The sequence below is a fragment of the Methylobacterium fujisawaense genome, from assembly GCF_039619325.1.
Classification (GTDB): Bacteria; Pseudomonadota; Alphaproteobacteria; order Rhizobiales; family Beijerinckiaceae; genus Methylobacterium; species Methylobacterium fujisawaense.
On record NZ_CP155000.1, the window covers coordinates 4,501,243 to 4,519,364 of the forward strand.

Genomic DNA, 18,122 nt, shown 5'->3' on the forward strand with positions numbered 1-18,122 from the left:
CCATGATCCCGTTCGAACTCCATTCGCCGGACACCGGCAACCCGCTGAAGGCCGACGGCCCGCACGCCCTGCGCGATGCGGAGACCGGCGCCCGCTGGCCCGTGATCGACGGCATCCCGTACCTGCGGATCAACCGCGAGGCCCTGGTCGAGCGGGTTCTGGCCCATCTCGACGCCGGCGAGCCCGACGAGGCGCTGGCCGCGCTGCTCGTCGATCAGGACGATTGGTGGAACGGGCCCCCGGCCGATCCCGCCGGGGTCATCCGCCTCATCAAGGAGCGCCGCACCGCGACGCTGCGTGACGCGGTCCAGGGTCTCGGCTGGGGCCGCGTCGGCGACTATTTCCTGCATCGCTGGAGCGATCCGACCTTCCTGGCCGGCCTGTCGCTTCTGGAGGCGCACTGGAACGAGCCCATCTGCGTCTTCGAATTCGCCTGCGGCATCGGCCATTATCTGCGGGAATTGCAGCGGCGCGGCTGCAAGGTCGCCGGCGCCGACGTGGTCTTCGCCAAGCTCTGGGTCGCGCGCCACTGGGTGGTGGACGAGAAGGCGCAGCTCGTCTGCTTCGACGCCGGCTCGCCGCACTGGCCCATCCCGGGCGCGCCGGTCGACCTCGTCGTGTGCAACGACGCCTTCTACTTCCTCGACGACAAGGCGGCCCTGCTGGAGAACCTCCGCCAGAATGCCGGCGACGACGGCTGGCTGGCGCTGAGCCACATCCACAACCGCGACTGCCCGGGCTTCTCGGCCGGCCGGGCGGTGACCGCCGAGGAGATCGCCGAGTATTTCCCCGACGCCCTGGTCTACGACGACGCGGAACTCACGCGGGCGCTGGTGGAGGCGCGGGCGCCGGGCCCGCAGGAGCCTGGGGCCTTGCGGACCTGCGAGGCGTTCTCGGTGGTGTGCGGCCCCGGCATGCGCCCGGCGCCGCGCGCGCTGGTCGACGGGCTGACCCTGCCGAAGCCCGGCACGGTGCTGCGGCTCAACCCGCTCTATGCGCCCGAGGGGGACGGCTACGTCGTCCGCTGGCCCTCGGAGCGCTACGAGGCGGAATACGCCTCCCGGGCCACCTACCCGCTGCGCTCGCCCGGCCCCGAGCATCTGACCTTCGACGGCACGCTCGATAGCCCGGAGACGCAGCGTATCCGGGTGCGCGAATTCGTCGACCTGCCGGAGCGGTGGTGATGGACGCGGTCGGCTGGGGCATCGTCGGCTACGGCTGGGTCGCCCGCGACTACATGGAGCCGGGCATCCGCGCCGCCGGGCACCGGCTGGTGGCGGTCTGCGATCCGAACCCGGAATGCCGCGCCGCGGCGGAGCGGGCGGGCGCCCGCGGCCATGCCGATCTCGCCGGTCTCGTCGCCGAGCCCGGGGTCGAGGCGGTCTACGTGGCGACGCCGAACCATCTCCACCGCGGCGCCGTCGAGGCGCTCGCCGCCGCCGGCAAGGCGGTGCTCTGCGAGAAGCCCATGGCGGCGACGCTCGCGGACGCGGAAGCCATCGCGCGCGCGGTCGAATCGCAACAAATCTTCTACGGCACGGCCTTCGATCAGCGTCACCACCCGGCCCATCGGACGATCCGCGCCCAGGTCGCGGCCGGGCGGCTCGGCACCGTCACCACGGTGCGGATCGTCTACGCCTGCTGGCTCGGGCGCGACTGGTCGGAGGCCGGCCAGCCCAACTGGCGGATCGATGCCGCCCAGGCGGGCGGCGGCGCCTTGATGGACCTCGCCCCGCACGGGCTCGACCTCGTGGATTTCCTCCTCGACGAGCCGATCGCCGACCTCGCGGCCCTGACCCAGAGCCGGGCCCAGGACTATTCCGTCGATGACGGCGCCCTGCTGATCGGGCGGACCGCGGGCGGCGCGCTGGCAAGCCTGCACGTCGCCTACAATTGCCCCGACGCGCTGCCCCGCCGCCGCCTGGAGGTGGTCGGTACGAAGGGTATGCTGATCGCCGAGAACACCATGGGCCAGACGGCCGGCGGATCGCTGTCCTTCGTCGACGGCGCCAGCGGGCGCGTCGAACCGCTCGCCTTCGACGCCGACAGCTCCCCCTTCACCGAGCAGGTGCGCGCCTTCGGCTCGGCCCTGCGCCGGCCCGAGGAGCGGGGGGCGTACTCGGCCGCACGCGATCTCCACACGATGCGACTCGTCGCCCGCGCCTATGGGCAGGGGTAGCGACCGCAGGACAGGATGAGCAGACACCGGACAGCTACCTATCCAATCCAAGCCGCACCCTCATCCTGAGGTGCCCGCGCCAGCGGGCCTCGAAGGAGGGCTCCAGGAAGCGCTGTGCCGTCCAGAGCCCTCCTTCGAGGCCTGCGCTACGCTCCGGCAGCTCAGGATGAGGGGATGGGCAGGACGAAGGTGAGCAGGCGGTCCGAGGAACACGGGAACACGACGTGAGCAACGCAGACGGCTTCCACGACCAGGACGACCGCGCCCGGCACGCGCGGATCAAGGCGCCGCGCCCCTATCGCTTCGGCGCCAAGCGGCCGATCGAGGGGCTGCCCGAGACCCTGCCGGATCCCGTGCGCGCCTATCTCGACGTCCTGCCGGAAGGGCGCATCGTCGGCTTCCCGCTGGCGCCCCTCGACCGCACCGGCATCCCGGTCTGGTTCGTGGCCCTGTTCCTCGACGACCCGTTCTTCGTGGGCGCGATGCCGTCGGGCATCGGCTACGGCGCCACCGACGACGAGGCGCTGATCGGCGCGGTCGCCGAGATCGCCGAGAACCTGATGCCCTCGCTCGCGGTGCTGCCCCGGGCCAAGGAACGGGCGAGCTACGCCGACCTCGCCCGCGTCTACGGCGCCAAATCCGTCGCCGACCCGCTGACCCTCTGCCTGCCCGCCGGCTCCCCGGTGGGCCGGGACACGGTGCTCGAATGGACGCCCAGCGTCCGGCACGCCACGGGCGAGATCGTGCTCATGCCGCTCGACGTCGCCGCCACCGACTATTTCGAGCTGTCCGAGGGCTACAAGCCCTTCACCAACCTGATCACCAACGGTCTCGGCGCGGGGCCCGACGTGCCCTTTGCGCTGGGCCACGGCGTCCTTGAGCTGCTCCAGCGGGACGGCAACGGCCTGCTGTTCCGGGCTCTCGACCAGGGCGTGATGCTCGACCTCGACGGCATCGGCCCGGAGAACGCCGCGATGCTGGCCCGGCTCAAGGAGCTCAGGATCCACGCGCTGCCGAAATTCGCCACCGACCAGTTCGGCCTCACCAACCTCTACGTCGTCGGCTACGACGCGGATCCGGCGCGCACCCCGGCGCCGATCGCCCTGTCGGCCTGCGGCGAGGCCTGCGATCCGGACCGGGAGCGGGCCCTCCGCAAGGCGCTGCTCGAGTTCCAGGCCGCGCGGGTGCGCAAGACCTTCGGCCACGGCCCCCTCGACATGGCCGCCACGGTGACTCCGCCAGGCTACATCGACGCCTTCATCCAGAAGGCGCTCCCGAGCCTCGACCTCGAGGAGAGCCGCGCCCTGCAGGCGATGCTCGAATGGATCGAGATGCCCGCCGCCGACCTGCGCGGCGTGCTGGCCGACACCGTCTATTCGGAGCGGAGCACCAAGCGCTTCGCGGACCTGCCCTCGACCCCGGCCGCGGACGGGCATGCCAGGGGCAAGATCGCCTGCGACCGGCTTACGGAGGCCGGGTTCGACGTCCTCTACGTCGACTGCACGCCCCCGGGCGGCGGGGTCGGCGTGGTCAAGGCGATCGTGCCGGGGCTCGAGGTCGAGACCATGAGCTACTACCGGATCGGCGAGCGCAACACGAAGAAGCTCATCGACCGCGACCACCCGCTGATCAAGTTCGGCACCGAGAGCGAGACCCTGCGGCCGGTCCGCCTGACGCCGGAGGCCCTGGAGCGGTTCGGCGGCCAGCCGCTGTTCGACGTCGCCCTGGCCGAGCGGATCGTCGGGCGGCACTATCCGCTCTATCGCGAGCCGGAATCGCACCACGCGCCGTTCCGCCTCGCCCAGCGTCAGGGGAGGGCGGCATGACGCTCCGGTTCGCCTACAACACCAACGGCGCGGCCAACCACCGCCTCGACGACGCGATCCACCTGATCAAGGCCGCGGGCTACGACGGCGTGGCCCTGACGCTGGACATCCACCACCTCGATCCGTTCTCCGAAACCTGGGCGGCGGAGGCCGGCCGGGTGGCGAGCCTGCTGGAGAAGCTGGAGCTGACCTGCGTCATCGAGACGGGCGCCCGCTTCCTCCTCGACCCCACCGCCAAGCACGAGCCGACGCTCGTGACGGCCGATGCCGCGGGCCGCGCCCGGCGGGTCGGCTTCCTCAAGCGGGCGATCGAGATCGGCGGCATGCTGAGCGCCGAGGCGGTCTCGTTCTGGGCCGGCGTGCCGAAGCCCGGCGTCGATCCCGGCGAGGCCCGGCGCTGGCTGGCCGAGGGGCTGCACGAAGTCGCGGCCTTCGCCACGGAGGCGGGGGTCGTCCCCTGCCTGGAGCCGGAGCCCGGCATGCTGATCGAGACCCTCGACGATTACGCGTCCCTCGACGTGCCGGGGCTGAAGCTCGCCCTCGATACCGGCCACTGCCTCGTCACGGGCGAGCGCGAGCCGGCGGCGGCCGTGCGGGAATTCGCCGACCGGATCGGCACCGTGGCGATCGAGGACATGAAGCGCGGCAGCCATATCCACCTGCCCTTCGGCGAGGGCGACATGGACGTGCCGGGCGTCCTGGAGGCCCTGGAGGCGATCAACTTCGGCAAGCTGATCTGCGTCGAGCTGTCCCGCGAGAGCCACCGGGCCGACGTGATGATCCCGCAGGCGCTCGACTACCTCCGCGGCTGCCGGCGCCCCGGCCCGGTTCTGGCCGGCGAGCAGGAGACGCGGCGGCAATGGCAGTGAGAGACGAGCCGGGGCGAGACGGGACGCCGGCGCGGGAGAGGGGGCCACGCGGCACCGCTCCCGGTCTGCGCGAAGGGGCGGCACGATGAGAATCCTCTTCCTCAGCCGCCGCTACTTCCCCGCCATATCGGGCATGAGCGTCTACGCGCAGAACCTGCTGCGCGAGTTGGTCGGCGCCGGCCACGACGTGACGATGATCTCGCAGTACCGGGGCGACGCCTTCGGCACCCGCGTTTACGGCGGCGGGCCGCCGCCGCCGGTGCCGGGGGTGCGGGTGATCGGCCTGGAGCAGCTCGGCGAGCAGACGTCGGGCGATTTCGAGCGCGACATCGCCACCATGGTGGACGCGATCGCCCAAGAGCACGCCCAGAACCCCTTCGACATCCTGCACGCGCAGTACGGCTACCCGACCGGCTGGGCGGTGCTGCTGGCCGCCCGCAAGCTCGGGGTGCCGAGCGTCGTCTCGATCCAGGGCGGCGACGGCCACTGGGTCGGCTCCTGCTGCGAGACGCACCGGGTCGCCATGTGCGAGGTGCTGGCTCACGCCAACGCCCTGCTGATCGGCGGCGCCTCCTTCGTGGACGAGGTCTGCGAGCGCCTGGGCTCGGACCCCGCCCGCTTCACGATCGTGCCCGGCGCGGTCGACACCGAGCGCTTCGCGCAGGGCACGCCCGACGGGCTGCCGGCGCCCCATGGCGGGCCGGTGCGGCTGTTCTACCACGGCCGGGTCGACCGCCGGAAAGGCGTGCTCGATTTCATCGAGGCCCTGGCGATCCTGCGCCGGCAGGGCACGCCCTTCGCGGCCACGATCTCGGGGATCGGGCCCGACGTGGACCCGGCCAAGGCGCTTGCCGCGGAGCACGCCTTCTCCGAGCGCGAGATCGCCTTCACGGGCTATGCCGAGTACGGCTCCGTGCCCGACCTCTACCGCCGCGCCGACGTGTTCGTCTCGCCGACCTACGCGGAGGGGTTCTCGAACACGATCCTGGAGGCGCTGGCGGCCGGGCTCGCCACCGTCTCGTGCCACGCGGTCGGCGTGTCGGACTGCCTGCGCGACGGGGAGAACGGGCTGCTGGTGAATCCAGGCGACGTGCCGGCGCAGGCCTCCGCGCTCACCCGGATCATCACGGACGCGGCGCTCCGCCGCCGCATCGCGAGCGCCGGCCTTGAGGAGTGCCGGCGGGTCTATTCCTGGCACGCGGTCGGGCGGCAGATCATGGAGGTCTACGCGCGGGTGCGTTCCGAGACGCCGGCCACCGACTTTGCGACGGACCTGCCCGACGATCCCAGCTGCCGGTTCCGCGCCGAGCCACACCTGCTCTGACGGGACTTCGCACTTGGGCCGTCCCATCCGGGGTCTCGTCCTGAGGTGCGCCCGCGACGCGCAAGCCGCGAAGGCGCCCTCGCGCCGGCTTTGCGTTCCGGCACCTCCGGATGAGGCTCGGGGTTGGAGCATCCCCCCAGCCGACAGGCTCTGAACCATGCCGATCGCCCTCGCCCTGTCCCCCCATCTCGATGATGCGGCCTTCTCCTGCGGCGGCCTCCTGGCGGGCCTGGCGCGGGACGGCTGGCGCGTGGTGATGGCGACCCTGTTCACCGGCAGCGTCGCCGACCCGACGGGCTTCGCCCTCGCCTGCCAGCTCGACAAGGGCCTGGCGCCGGAGGTCGACTACATGGCCCTGCGCCGGGACGAGGATGTCCGCGCCGCCGCCGCGCTCGGCATCGCGCCGCCCGTCCACCTGCCGTTCCGGGAGGCGCCGCACCGGGGCTACGGCGCGCCGCCGGAACTCTTCTCCGAGACCCGCGCCGACGACGGCATCGTGGGCGACCTCGCCCCCGCCCTGGCGGATCTGATCGCCGCCGAGCGGCCCGACCTGATCCTCGCCGCCCAGGCGATCGGCGGCCATGTCGATCACGTCCAGGCGGTCCGGGCGCTGCGCGGGCTCGCTGTGCCGTCGCCGATCCTGTGGTGGCGCGATTTTCCCTACACGGTGCGGGAGGCCGCGCCGAAGGCGCCGCTGGCCGCGCTGTTCGCGGGGCTTCCCGAGCCGGTGATGCGCCTCGATCCGGAGGCGCAAGCCCGCAAGCGCGCCGCCTGCGCGGCCTATGCCAGCCAGATCGGTTTCCAGTTCGGCGGCCTGGCCGGCCTCGACGCGCGCCTCGCCCGGGAGGAGGGCCTCGAGCGCTTCCGCCTGTCCGGCCCGCTCGGCGTGACCGTCCCCGGGCTCGATGCCGGCTGAGCCGCAGGCGCCGAGGGCCCTGGCCGATCCGGACGCCCTCGCGGCACGCCGCGCCCTGATCGGCAGCCCCCACATCGCCCCGATCCGGGCCCTCGCCGCGCGCATTGCGGCCGAGCGTGGCGCCCCGGTCCCGGCGCCCGACCCCCTGGATGGCGGCGTCGGCGCCCGGTTGCTGCTCCTCCTCGAGACACCGGGCCCGGCGGTGCTGCGCACCGGCTTCGTGACCCGCGACAGCGCGAACGGCACCGCCTCGAACCTGTTCCGCTTCCTCGCCGAGGCCGGCATCGCCCGCGCCGACACGCTGATCTGGAACACCGTCCCCTGGCTGATCCACCAGGAGGGCGCACGCAACCGCGCACCCCGCCGCGCGGAGGTCGCGGCCGCCGCGCCCTATCTGGCCCCGCTCCTCGACCTCCTGCCGCGCCTCGCCGTGGCGGTGCTGGCCGGCCGCTTCGCCGGCGAGGCGGCGCCGGCGCTCGCGGTGCTCCGCCCCGACCTGCCGGTCATCCGGGTGCCGCATCCGAGTCCGACCTATGTCTGCACCGCGCCGGAGGTGTCGGCTCGGATCCGGCGGGGCCTCGCCGAGGCGGCGGCGCGGCTCGGGCGGATGCCCGGCTGAGGATAGAACGCCTGTCCCGGCGGCCGCTTCCCTGGTCTTGGGCGCCGGTTCGGCCTACATGCGGGGCAACGGGCCGCGGTCCGGGAGTTTCCGGCTCGGGCTGACGGCCTTCGGCCGGGCCGCGCAGCCGGAAGGGCGGACGCCGATCGGCATGAATTTTCAGGGACAGCACCGGAGCCCGGCCGAGCCGGTCGAGCCGGTTGAGCACGATGCCGCCGCGGACGCGAAGCGGAAGGTCCGGCGCAGCCGCTATGCCTGGATCGGCACGGGCGCCAGCATCGTGCTGTTCGCGGTTTCCCTCGGCGTCCTGTGGAAGCTCGTCCAGAGCGTGAGCTGGGCGGAGGTGCGCAGCGCCATCGCGGCCGCGACCGCCGAGCAGCTCGGGCTCGCCTTCCTGTTCGTCGGCGTCAGCTACGTGTTCCTCACCGGCTACGACGCGCTGGCCCTGCGCCAGCTCAAGATCAAGGTGCCGTACCGGATCACCGCGCTCGCCTCGTTCACGAGCTATGCGGTGAGCTTCACCCTGGGTTTCCCGCTGCTCACCGCCGGCACGATCCGCTACTGGATCTATGCCCGGCAGGGCCTGTCCACCGCCAAGATCGCGGCTCTGACCGTGATCGCCGGCTTCACCTTCTGGCTCGGCATGGGCGTGGTGCTGGGTCTGAGCCTGATCATCGAGGCAGGCCAGCTCGCCGGGCTCGCCTTCACGTCGATCCGGATCAATCAGGGCGTCGGCCTCGCGGCGCTCGCCCTCGTGCTCGGCTACCTCGCCTGGGTCTCGGCCAAGAAGCGCAGCATCACCGTCAAGCACTGGCGTCTGGAACTGCCCGGGGCCTCCGTCTCCATCGGCCAGATGATCGTCGGGATCGGCGACGTCTGCGCGGCGGCGGCCGTGCTCTACGTGCTGCTGCCGCAGGAGACGACGCTCGGCTTCACCACCTTCCTGGCGATCTACGTGCTCGCCGCCATGCTGGGCATCGCGTCGAATGCCCCCGGCGGCATCGGGGTGTTCGAGGCGACGGTCCTGCTCGCCCTGTCGAGCCTGCCGCGCAACGAGGTGCTGACCTCGCTGCTGCTGTTCCGGGGCTGCTACTACGTCGTCCCGTTCGTGACCGCCCTGGCGATGCTCGGCCTGTACGAGATCGTCAAGCGGGCGGGCGGCGCGCGCGATCCGGGGCCTCCGGAGGGCACGGCCGGCCCGTCCGGCCGGGCGTGGCGCGACGAGTCCGAAACCCGCTGATCCGCCGCGCCTGCCATGTCCGGTCGCCTGCGCAGCTCCCCCGCCTGGACCGGCGCCGCGATCGCCGCGGGTCTGCTCGGGCTCGCCACCGCGCTGGCCGGGCGGCTCGATCTCCCGCTGATCCTGACCGGGCTCGTGGCCGTCTGCCTGGGCGGCTGGCTCGGCGGCCGCGGCCGCGAGGCCCCGGTGCCGCGTCCGGCTGCAACCACGCAGCGCCACGCCGTCGCCGAGGCGCTCCTGGCCCACGTGCCGGATCCGGTGATCCTGGTGGACCGGCGCACCCTGGTGGTGGAGGCGAACCCCGCCGCCCGGGCCCTCCTGCCGGCCCTGCACCACGCCCGGCCCCTGTCCTTTGCGCTCCGCGACCCGGAGGTCCTGGACGGCGTCGAGGCGGTTCTGAGTTCCGGCCTGCCGCGCCGCGTCGCGCTGTCGACCCGGGTGCCCCTGGAGCGGACCTTCGAGGTCCAGATCGGCGCCCTGCCGATGCCCGACGGATCCGGCGTCAGCGCGCTGCTGTTCCTGCGCGACCTCACCTCGGCCCGGCGTCTGGAGGCCATGCGGGTCGACTTCGTCGCCAATGCGAGCCACGAGCTGCGCACGCCGCTGGCCACCCTGATCGGCTTCATCGAGACCCTGCAGGGCCCCGCCCGCGATGACGCGCAGGCCCGGGAGCGCTTCCTGGAGATCATGCGCGTCCAGGCCCTGCGCATGACCCGGCTGATCGACGATCTCCTGTCGCTGTCGCGGATCGAGCTGCGGGAGCACGTGGCCCCCACCGCCGTGGTCGATCTCGCGGCGTTGGCCCGCCAGATGGTCGACGCCCAGGGGCCGCCCGCCGAGGCGCGGGGCGCCACGATCCGCCTGGAGGAGGGCGCCGGCCCCTTCGCGGTCCCCGGCGATTCCGACGAGCTCGCCCGGGTGATCGAGAACCTGATCGAGAACGCCGTCAAATACGGCGGCGGCCGGATCAGCGTCGGGCTCGCCCGCGAGGACGATCCGCGGCTCGGGCCCCGGATCGTCCTGTCCGTGGTCGATGACGGGCCGGGCATCCCGCCCGAGCACATCCCGCGGCTCACGGAGCGCTTCTACCGGGTCGACGTCGCGTCGAGCCGCGCCCGCGGGGGCACGGGCCTGGGGCTCGCCATCGTCAAGCACAGCCTCAACCGCCACCGCGGACGCATCGCCATCGAGAGCGCGGTGGGGGAGGGGACCACCGTGCGGGTCAGCCTGCCGGAATACGGCACCGCCGCGCTGCCGCCCCCGGCCGATCAGGCCGGCCCGGCATAGGGGCCGATCCCGAGGCCGTCCTCGACGCGCCCGATCCAGGCGCGGATGGCCCCGTAGCCCGCGAGGTCGAAGCCGCCCTCATGGGCCATGCGGGTGTAGGCGACGAGCGCCACATCGGCGAGGGTCAGGGCCTCGCCCGCCAGGAAGGCGGAACAGGCCAGCGTCCGCTCCATCAGCCGCAGGGCGTCGGCGCCGCGCTCGGCGAGCTTCGGGTCGAGATCCTCCGGCGCCCGCTTGAGGTAATGGAGCTGGTAGCGGCGGACCGCGATGTAGGGCTCGTGGCTGTACTGCTCCCAGAACATCCACTGCAGCATCCGGGCACGGGACAGGGCCGCTTCAGGGATCAGCGCGGAGCCTTCCGCGAGATAGACGATGATCGCGTTCGATTCCGACAGCACGGCGCCGTCGGGCAGGACGACGATCGGCACCCGCCCGGCGGGGTTCAGGGCCAGGAAGTCGGGCGTGCGGGTCCCGCCGCCCGGGACATCCACGTCGCGCCAGACCGCCGGGATGCCGAGATGGGCCGCGACCCACTTGACCTTGAGGCAGTTCCCGGAGCCCGGGTCGCCATAGATCGTCAGCGGTTCGCTCATCCGCGCCCTCGTCGCTCCGGCATGCGGGAAGCTTGGCCGGGCGCGAGCGATTCGACAACGGGCGAAGCGGCTCGCCATCGCCCGGATCTGTCCGATATCCGGCCCGCGCGCCCTTGACCTTCCCATGATGGGAAGCCCCATCTGACCCGGCATGGATGCTTCGAACCGGATCACCGCCATGTCGAAATCCGTCGCCCTGACCCTGCCCGTCACGGGCATGTCCTGCGCCTCCTGCGTCGGCCGCGTGGAGCGCGCCCTCGCGGCGCTGCCCGGCACCCGGGACGTGGCGGTGAACCTCGCCACCCAGCGCGCCAGCCTCGTCCTCGATGGGGGCAAGAGCCCGGTGGAGGTCGCGACGGCGCTGGCGGAGGCCGGCTACCCCGTCCCCGAGACGCAGAGCCTGCTGGCCGTGGACGGCATGTCCTGCGCGAGCTGCGTGGGCCGGGTCGAGCGGGCGCTGGCCGCCGTGCCGGGGGTGACCGGAGCCAGCGTCAACCTCGCCGCCGGACGGGCCGCGATCCGGCATCCCGAGGGCGTCGTGTCGATGGACGATCTGGTGACGGCCGTGGCGGCGGCCGGCTACGACGCCCGCCCGGTCGAGGCCGGCCAGCCGGCCGACCCGTCGGCCCGTCAGGCGGAGGAGGGCCGCGCCCTGCGCCGCGACCTGATCGCGGCCGCCGTGCTCTCGGCGCCCGTCGTCGTCCTCGACATGGGCGGCCACCTTCTTCCCGGGCTGCATGGCGGCCCGGTGACGGCCCTGGTCCAGGCGATCCTCGCCACCCTGGTCCTCGCAGGGCCGGGGCGGCGCTTCTTCCTGCGCGGCGTCCCGGGCCTGCTGCGCGGCCATCCCGACATGAACGCCCTGGTCGCCCTCGGGGCCGGGGCCGCCTACCTGTACTCGCTGGTCTCGACCCTGGCGCCCGACCTCCTGCCGGCGGGGGCCGCGCACCTCTACTTCGAGGCGAGCGTCCTGATCGTCACGCTGATCCTGCTCGGCCGGACCCTGGAGGCCCGGGCCAAGGGGCGGACCGGCCAGGCGATCGCCCGGCTGATGGACTTGACCCCGAAGACCGCCCGGATCGTCCGCGACGGCGCCGAGACCGAGGTGCCCCTCGACGCCCTGCGCCTCGGCGACGTCGTCCGGGTGCGTCCGGGCGAGCGGGTGGCGGCGGACGGCGCCGTGGTCTCCGGGACCAGCCATGTCGACGAGAGCATGGTGACCGGCGAGCCCGCGCCGGTGCGCAAGGGGCCGGGCGATTCCGTGGTCGGCGGCACCCTCAACGGCCGCGGCAGCCTCGACCTGCGGGTCGAGGCCGTGGGCGGCGCCACCGTGGTCGCGCAGATCGCCGCCCTGGTGGAGCGCGCCCAGAGCGGCAAGCTGCCGATCCAGGCCCTGGTCGACCGCGTCACGGGACGGTTCGTGCCGGCGGTGATCGGGATCGCCGCGGCGACCTTCCTGGCGTGGCTGCTCCTGGCGCCGGCCCCTTCGCTGGGTCCGGCGCTGGTTAACGCCGTGGCGGTGCTGATCATCGCCTGCCCCTGCGCCATGGGTCTGGCGACGCCCACCGCCATCATGGTCGGCACCGGACGCGCGGCGGCGCGCGGCGTACTGTTCCGCGACGGCGCCGCGCTGCAGGGCCTGCGCGACGTGCGGGTCGTGGCCCTCGACAAGACCGGCACCCTGACCGAGGGCCGCCCCCGGCTCACCGAGATCGTGCCGGCTGTGGGCATCGCCGAGGCCGAGGCCCTGGCCCTCGCGGCCGCGCTGGAGACCCGCTCCGAGCACCCGCTGGCCGGCGCCGTGGTGGCGGCCGCCCGCGACCGCGGCCTCGCCATGCCGGAGCCGGACCGCTTCGAGGCGGTGGCGGGCTTCGGAATCTCCGGACGGGTCGCTGGCCGGGCCGTAGCTGTCGGCGCCCCGCGCTACCTGGAACGGCTCGGCGTCGCCCTGAACCCGGATCTCGCCGCCCGCGCCGAGACGCTGGCCAGCCAGGGCCGCAGCCCGGTCCACCTCGTCCTCGACGGCCGCCATGCCGCGATCCTGGCGGTGGCCGATCCCGTGAAGGCGGGGGCCCGTGCGGCCGTGGCGGCCCTGAAGGCGCGCGGCCTCGTGGTGGCGATGGTCACGGGCGACGACCCCGTCACCGCCGCCGGCGTGGCGCGGAGCCTCGGCATCGACGCGGTGGCCGCCGGGGTATTGCCCGGCGGGAAGGTCGAGGCCGTCCAGCGGTTCCGGGCCGAGCACGGGCCGGTGGCCTTCGTGGGCGACGGCATCAACGACGCGCCGGCACTGGCGGAGGCCGATGTCGGGCTGGCCATCGGCACCGGCACCGACATCGCGGTCGAGAGCGCCGACGTGGTGCTGATGTCGGGCGACCTGGAGGCCCTGGTCGAGGCCCTGGCGCTGTCGCGGGCGGTGATGGCCAACATCCGCCAGAACCTGTTCTGGGCCTTCGCCTACAACGCCGCCTTGATCCCGGTGGCGGCCGGCGTGCTGGTGCCGTTCGGCGGCCCGGCCCTGTCGCCGATCCTGGCCGCGGGCGCCATGGCGTTTTCCAGCGTGTTCGTCCTCGGCAATGCCCTGCGGCTGCGCCGGGCCGGCGGACGGCCCGCGGCCGGCGCGGCGCCCGCGCTCAACGCGAGGGCGGCATGAGCGCGGCGAGTCTGACGATCGGCGAGGCGGCGCGCCGCACCGGCGTCTCGGCCAAGATGATCCGCTGGTACGAGGCGACCGGCCTGCTGCCGCCGGCCGCGCGGTCCGAATCCGGCTACCGCCATTACGGCGACGCCGACCTCCACACGCTCCGCTTCATCCGCCGCGCCCGCGACCTCGGCTTCAGCGTCGACGCGATCGCGGATCTGCTGGCGCTCTGGCGCGACCGCGCCCGGCCGAGCGCCGGGGTGAAGGCGATCGCGCAGGAGCAGATCGCCGATCTGCGCCGCCGCATCGCCGAGATGGAGGGGATGGCGCGGACGCTGGAGCATCTGGCGGAGGCCTGCTGCGGCGACGAGAGGCCGGATTGCCCGATCCTCGACGATCTCGCCGCGGACGACCATCCCCCCGAACCACGGCGGCGCAGCCGCGGGCTGGCGGGGCGGGGACCGGCGCGGGGGGCGGCCTGAGCGGACCGGAAGGCGCACTGGGCCGCCGGCGGAGGCTCGGTGGCGCGCCACGATCCCGGCTCGTCTCCCTCACAGAACGGGGCGATCCGTTGACTCCCCCTGCGAGGTCGGTGCGCGGCGCTCCCGGTTCGGGTGGGTGATCCGGACGGCCGGGCTCTGCGCGTCGTCCGGATCGGGCCCTGGGCGCCGCGCATGCGCCAAGCGCGGCCGTTGACGGCGGCGCTGGCCCCGGCTTTGCTGGTCCGGCCCACCCCAAAGGCCACGAAAGCCCCGACCCGATGCCCGTCCTCGAACGGATCCGCGACTTCGCCGACACGATGACGGCGTGGCGGCACGACCTGCACGCCCATCCCGAGCTGCTCTACGATGTCACCCGCACCGCCGGCTTCGTGGCCGAGACGCTGCGGTCCTTCGGCTGCGACGAGGTGGTCACCGGCATCGGCCGCACCGGGGTGGTCGGCGTGATCCGGGGCAAGGGCTGCGCCTCCAACCGCGCCATCGGCCTGCGCGCCGACATGGATGCCCTGCCGATCCAGGAGGTGCGCGACCTGCCCTACCGCTCCACCGTGCCGGGCAAGATGCACGCCTGCGGCCATGACGGGCACACGACCATGCTCCTCGGCGCCGCCAAGTACCTCTCTGAGACCCGGGACTTCGACGGGGCGGCCGTGCTGATCTTCCAGCCCGCCGAGGAGGGCGGGGGCGGCGGCGAGGCCATGGTCGAGGACGGCCTGATGGAGCGGTTCGGCGTCGAGTCGGTCTACGGGATGCACAACATCCCCGGCATGGCGATCGGCACCTTCGCGATCCGCCCGGGGCCGATCATGGCCTCCACCGACCGCTTCACCGTGACCATCGAGGGGCGGGGCGGGCACGCGGCGCTCCCGCAGAACGCCATCGACAGCGTGCTCGTGTCGAGCCACGTGATCATCGCCCTGCAGAGCATCGTGTCGCGCAACCTCGACCCGGTGCAGCAGGCGGTGGTCTCGGTCTGTGCGCTCGAGGCCGGCGAGGCCTTCAACGTCCTGCCGCAGACCGTGACCATGCGCGGCACCATGCGCACGCTGTCCCAGGCGGTGCGCAGCCAGATCAAGGGACGGATCGAGACCCTCGTGGCCGACATCGCCGGCGGCTTCGGCGCCCGCGGCCGGGTCGAGTACGGATCGAGCTATCCGGTCACCGAGAACCATCCCGCCGAGACCGACTTCATGGCCGATGTCGCCGAGGCCCTGGTGGGGCGAGAGAACGTCGATCGCGCGGTGGCGCCGATGATGACCGCGGAGGATTTCTCCTACATGCTCGGCCGCCGCCCCGGCGCCTACATGTTCATCGGCAACGGCGACAGCGCCTCGCTCCATCACCCGCATTACGATTTCAACGACGCGGCCGCGCCGTACGGGGCTTCCCTGTGGGCGCGCCTGATCGAGACCGGCTTGCCGCTCACCGCCTGAGCGCGCGCCCCGCCGTCCCGAGCCTCGCGGAGGCCGTATCAGCCCCCGTAGCGCGTCTTGAGCAGCGTGTAGGTCAGCCGCGCGGTCTGAACCTCGCCGCCCTCGGGCCGCCCGGGCTTGGTGGAGGGGTTCCAGCCGTAGAGATCGAAATGGCCGTGCGCCTTGGTGTTGGGTGCGAAGCGGCGCAGGAACAGGGCCGCGGTGATCGCCCCCGCGAACGGCCCGCCGGACACGTTGTTGAGGTCGGCCACCTTGGAGTCGAGGAGGCTCGCGTAGGGCGCGTGCAGCGGCATGCGCCAGACCGGATCGATCGCCGCCCGGCCGGCCTGTGCCACCGCTTCGGCCAGCGCATCGTCCTCCGTGAAGAAGGCCGGCAGGTCCGGCCCGAGGGCCACCCGGGCGGCGCCGGTGAGGGTCGAGAAGTCGAGGATCAGGTCGGGGGAGTCCGCGTCCGCGAGGGCGAGCGCGTCGGCCAGGATCAGCCGGCCTTCCGCATCGGTGTTGCCGATCTCGACGCTGAGCCCGGCCCGGCTCGGCAGCACGTCGCCGGGGCGGAAGGCGTTGCCCGATACGGCGTTCTCCACCGCGGGGATCAGCAGGCGCAGGCGCAGGTGCAGGCGCGCGCCCATGACCATGTCGGCGGCGGCCAGCGCTGCGGCGGCCCCGCCCATGTCCTTCTTCATCAGCAGCATCGCGGCCGACGGCTTGATGTCGAGGCCGCCGGTGTCGAAGGCCACCCCCTTGCCGACCAGGGTCACGCGCGGGGCGTCCGCCGGCCCCCAGGTCAGGTCGATGAGCCGTGGCGCCCGGGGCGAGGCGGCGCCCACCGCGTGGATCAGGGGATACTCCGTGGCGAGCGCCTCGCCCTGCGTGACGGTGACGGAGGCGCCGTGGCGCGCGCCGAGCGTCCGGGCCGCCGCCTCGATCTCGGCGGGGCCGAGATCGTTGGCCGGCGTGTTGACGAGATCGCGGCCCATCGCCACCGCGGCGGCGATCCGCTCCACCTCGGCCGCGTCGATGCCGGCCGGCGCCACGAGCCGGGCCTGGCTCCCGCCGCCGGAGCGGTAGCGGCCGAAGCGGTAGCTCCCCATCAGCCAGGCGAGCGCCGCCTCGGCGGGCTCGGGCGCGTCGTCCAGCCGGAACACGCCCTCCGGCAGCAGCCCCGGCAGCTTGCCGACGAGCAGCCGGTCGTGGGTCGCCGCCTCCGGATCGCCGAGTCCGAACAGAACCCGCGCGAGGCTGCCGTCGGGGCCGGGCAGCAGTGCGAGGCCGCCCGCCTTGGGCTTGAAGCCGATGGCCCGCGCGAAGCTCCGCTGGGTCGGTTCCAGGCCGGCTTCGACCTTTGCCCAGCTCCCGGTCGTGACCAGGCTCACCGGCACGGTCTGCGTGTCGCCGGGCAGGAGCCCGAGGGTCGTCGCCGGAATCTCGGCCTGGGTCATGTGCCTCTCGCATGCCGTCCCGACGGGCGGCTTAACCGGTAGTTAGGGTTAACGCTCTATCACCGGCCGGCCGGGAGCGTGAAGCGCGTGCCATCGCGTCCAGGCCAGATGCCGGCGGAGCGTACCATGATGACGGCCCTGATCCGGGTCACACGATCCCAGGCCAATGCCGGAGGCCGCGCCGCTCTGGTGGCGGCCGTCGTCGCGCTGGGGCTTGCCGGCTGCAACACCCGCTCTCCGGAAACGACCGGCTCGATCGGCTCGCTCGGGGGCACACCGGCCGCCGCCGCGGTGCCCGCGCGACAGGACATCGACCGGCTGGCCGAGCGGTTCAACGCCGATCCCACCGACGGCCGCACGGCGATCGCCTATGCCCGCGCCCTGCGGGCCACCGATCAGATCAGCCAGGCCTCGGCGGTGCTGCAGCAGGCGGCCCTGCGCAACCCGCGCGACCGGGTCCTCCTCGGCGCCTACGGCAAGTCGCTGGTCGAGGCGGGTCGATTCCGCGAGGCGATCGACGTGCTCGCCAACGCGCATACGCCCGCCAATCCCGACTGGCGCATCCTGTCGGCACAGGGCTCGGCCTCCGCCCAGCTCGGCGAGCAGGAGCGTGCGCAGAGCTTCTACGAGGCCGCCCTCAAGATCCGGCCGGACGAGCCCTCGCTCCTGTCCAATCTCGGCCTGTCCTACGCGCTGTCGCGCAATCTCGATCTCGCGGAGCAGACCCTCCGGCAGGCCGCCGACCAGCCCGGCGCCGACGCGCGGGTGCGGGCGAATCTCGCCATGGTCCTGGGCCTCAAAGGCCGCTTCGCCGATGCCGAGGCGGTCCTGCGCCGCGACATGAGCCTCGAGGAGGCGGCCACGAACGTCGCCTCCCTGCGCAGGCTCGCGGCCCAGCCCAATCGGCCCAAGTCGTTGTCCGGCCTGGGGGCGCCGGGCCAGGGGTGACGCGACGGCCCATCGGCCTGATTCTTCGGTCCGATCCGCGCCGAAACCCAAGGCGGCCGGTCACCCCGCCGGTCCGGGCCCGCCTTCGGCGTCCAGGACCGACGATGCACCCCGACGCAGAGGTCGCCTGACCCCATGCGCGGAACGGGACGGCGCACGCACCCGCTCACCGCCGTCGTGCCCGCTCCGCACCGTGCCCGACAGGAAAACGCACCTGTCACGACGACCCGGTAGCGGCCAGATTCGAAAAGTTCTATATCCCTCCCCGGCTGCGCCGCGCGGCATCACGGGCGTCCAAATCGCCCCCG

15 protein-coding genes are annotated in these 18,122 nt (G+C 73.3%); 13 read left to right on the plus strand and 2 right to left on the minus strand.

The window, feature by feature from the left end; genetic code table 11:
- The first annotated feature begins 2 nt into the window (after positions 1-2).
- From ABC766_RS21360 to ABC766_RS21400, 9 genes are all read left to right on the plus strand, one after another.
- Positions 3-1,184 (plus strand): class I SAM-dependent methyltransferase, encoded by a 1,182-nt coding sequence (locus ABC766_RS21360; RefSeq protein ID WP_043381132.1) that lies wholly within the window; start codon positions 3-5, stop codon positions 1,182-1,184.
- Entirely contained in the window at positions 1,184-2,179 is a 996-nt protein-coding gene (locus ABC766_RS21365) for a Gfo/Idh/MocA family oxidoreductase (protein ID WP_345819431.1), read from the plus strand. The genes ABC766_RS21360 and ABC766_RS21365 overlap by 1 nt, the downstream gene beginning before the upstream one ends.
- A gap of 224 nt (positions 2,180-2,403) precedes the next feature.
- A complete protein-coding gene (locus tag ABC766_RS21370; RefSeq protein ID WP_345819432.1) occupies positions 2,404-4,005 on the plus strand; it encodes a YcaO-like family protein in 1,602 nt (533 codons plus the stop codon).
- A complete protein-coding gene (locus ABC766_RS21375; protein WP_053609050.1) occupies positions 4,002-4,874 on the plus strand; it encodes a sugar phosphate isomerase/epimerase family protein in 873 nt (290 codons plus the stop codon). Before ABC766_RS21370 ends, ABC766_RS21375 begins: the two co-directional genes overlap by 4 nt.
- Positions 4,875-4,959: 85 nt before the next feature.
- Positions 4,960-6,198, plus strand: coding sequence for a glycosyltransferase family 4 protein (locus ABC766_RS21380; protein WP_345819433.1), 1,239 nt, complete (start codon positions 4,960-4,962; stop codon positions 6,196-6,198).
- 157 nt (positions 6,199-6,355) lie between these two features.
- Entirely contained in the window at positions 6,356-7,114 is a 759-nt protein-coding gene (locus ABC766_RS21385; RefSeq protein ID WP_345819434.1) for a PIG-L family deacetylase, read from the plus strand.
- Positions 7,104-7,733 (plus strand): uracil-DNA glycosylase, encoded by a 630-nt coding sequence (locus tag ABC766_RS21390; RefSeq protein WP_345819435.1) that lies wholly within the window; start codon positions 7,104-7,106, stop codon positions 7,731-7,733. Before ABC766_RS21385 ends, ABC766_RS21390 begins: the two co-directional genes overlap by 11 nt.
- A 151-nt stretch (positions 7,734-7,884) precedes the next feature.
- Positions 7,885-8,973, plus strand: a complete 1,089-nt coding sequence (locus ABC766_RS21395) for a lysylphosphatidylglycerol synthase domain-containing protein (protein ID WP_043350479.1) — start codon at positions 7,885-7,887, stop codon at positions 8,971-8,973.
- A 15-nt stretch (positions 8,974-8,988) separates the two neighbouring features.
- Complete coding sequence (locus tag ABC766_RS21400; RefSeq protein WP_078947064.1) at positions 8,989-10,260, plus strand: ATP-binding protein; 1,272 nt, start codon at positions 8,989-8,991, stop codon at positions 10,258-10,260.
- Here ABC766_RS21400 and ABC766_RS21405 read toward each other — a convergent pair.
- On the minus strand, positions 10,242-10,853 hold the full coding sequence (locus ABC766_RS21405; protein WP_345819436.1) for a glutathione S-transferase family protein: 612 nt from the start codon (positions 10,851-10,853) through the stop codon (positions 10,242-10,244). The genes ABC766_RS21400 and ABC766_RS21405 overlap by 19 nt on opposite strands.
- Positions 10,854-11,031: 178 nt before the next feature.
- On the opposite strand from ABC766_RS21405, the gene ABC766_RS21410 reads away from it, so the two are divergent.
- The 3 genes from ABC766_RS21410 to ABC766_RS21420 all read left to right on the plus strand — a co-directional run bounded on the left by ABC766_RS21410 (position 11,032) and on the right by ABC766_RS21420 (position 15,427).
- A complete protein-coding gene (locus ABC766_RS21410; RefSeq protein ID WP_345819437.1) occupies positions 11,032-13,506 on the plus strand; it encodes a heavy metal translocating P-type ATPase in 2,475 nt (824 codons plus the stop codon).
- Complete coding sequence (gene cueR / locus ABC766_RS21415; protein ID WP_043356871.1) at positions 13,503-13,976, plus strand: Cu(I)-responsive transcriptional regulator; 474 nt, start codon at positions 13,503-13,505, stop codon at positions 13,974-13,976. Before ABC766_RS21410 ends, cueR begins: the two co-directional genes overlap by 4 nt.
- A 278-nt stretch (positions 13,977-14,254) precedes the next feature.
- Positions 14,255-15,427 carry a M20 aminoacylase family protein gene (locus ABC766_RS21420; protein WP_043381111.1) on the plus strand — a complete coding sequence of 391 codons (1,173 nt, stop codon included), beginning with the start codon at positions 14,255-14,257 and terminating at the stop codon, positions 15,425-15,427.
- A 38-nt stretch (positions 15,428-15,465) separates the two neighbouring features.
- On the opposite strand, the gene ABC766_RS21425 is transcribed toward ABC766_RS21420, so the two are convergent.
- Positions 15,466-16,866 (minus strand): leucyl aminopeptidase family protein, encoded by a 1,401-nt coding sequence (locus ABC766_RS21425; RefSeq protein WP_345819438.1) that lies wholly within the window; start codon positions 16,864-16,866, stop codon positions 15,466-15,468.
- 129 nt (positions 16,867-16,995) lie between these two features.
- Between ABC766_RS21425 and ABC766_RS21430 the strand changes: the two genes are divergently transcribed.
- Positions 16,996-17,814 carry a hypothetical protein gene (locus ABC766_RS21430; protein WP_427902328.1) on the plus strand — a complete coding sequence of 273 codons (819 nt, stop codon included), beginning with the start codon at positions 16,996-16,998 and terminating at the stop codon, positions 17,812-17,814.
- The last annotated feature ends 308 nt before the right edge of the window (positions 17,815-18,122 follow it).

Excerpts from the sequence above, each read along its gene's own strand:
- ABC766_RS21360 (WP_043381132.1), top strand. The coding sequence starts at position 3 with ATGATCCCGTTCGAACTCCATTCGCCGGACACCGGCAACCCGCTGAAG.
- ABC766_RS21365 (WP_345819431.1), top strand. The coding sequence starts at position 1,184 with ATGGACGCGGTCGGCTGGGGCATCGTCGGCTACGGCTGGGTCGCCCGC.
- ABC766_RS21375 (WP_053609050.1), top strand. The coding sequence starts at position 4,002 with ATGACGCTCCGGTTCGCCTACAACACCAACGGCGCGGCCAACCACCGC.
- ABC766_RS21380 (WP_345819433.1), top strand. The coding sequence starts at position 4,960 with ATGAGAATCCTCTTCCTCAGCCGCCGCTACTTCCCCGCCATATCGGGC.
- ABC766_RS21385 (WP_345819434.1), top strand. The coding sequence starts at position 6,356 with ATGCCGATCGCCCTCGCCCTGTCCCCCCATCTCGATGATGCGGCCTTC.
- ABC766_RS21390 (WP_345819435.1), top strand. The coding sequence starts at position 7,104 with ATGCCGGCTGAGCCGCAGGCGCCGAGGGCCCTGGCCGATCCGGACGCC.
- ABC766_RS21395 (WP_043350479.1), top strand. The coding sequence starts at position 7,885 with ATGAATTTTCAGGGACAGCACCGGAGCCCGGCCGAGCCGGTCGAGCCG.
- ABC766_RS21400 (WP_078947064.1), top strand. The coding sequence starts at position 8,989 with ATGTCCGGTCGCCTGCGCAGCTCCCCCGCCTGGACCGGCGCCGCGATC.
- ABC766_RS21405 (WP_345819436.1), bottom strand. The coding sequence starts at position 10,853 with ATGAGCGAACCGCTGACGATCTATGGCGACCCGGGCTCCGGGAACTGC.
- ABC766_RS21410 (WP_345819437.1), top strand. The coding sequence starts at position 11,032 with ATGTCGAAATCCGTCGCCCTGACCCTGCCCGTCACGGGCATGTCCTGC.
- cueR (WP_043356871.1), top strand. The coding sequence starts at position 13,503 with ATGAGCGCGGCGAGTCTGACGATCGGCGAGGCGGCGCGCCGCACCGGC.
- ABC766_RS21420 (WP_043381111.1), top strand. The coding sequence starts at position 14,255 with ATGCCCGTCCTCGAACGGATCCGCGACTTCGCCGACACGATGACGGCG.
- ABC766_RS21425 (WP_345819438.1), bottom strand. The coding sequence starts at position 16,866 with ATGACCCAGGCCGAGATTCCGGCGACGACCCTCGGGCTCCTGCCCGGC.
- ABC766_RS21430 (WP_427902328.1), top strand. The coding sequence starts at position 16,996 with ATGACGGCCCTGATCCGGGTCACACGATCCCAGGCCAATGCCGGAGGC.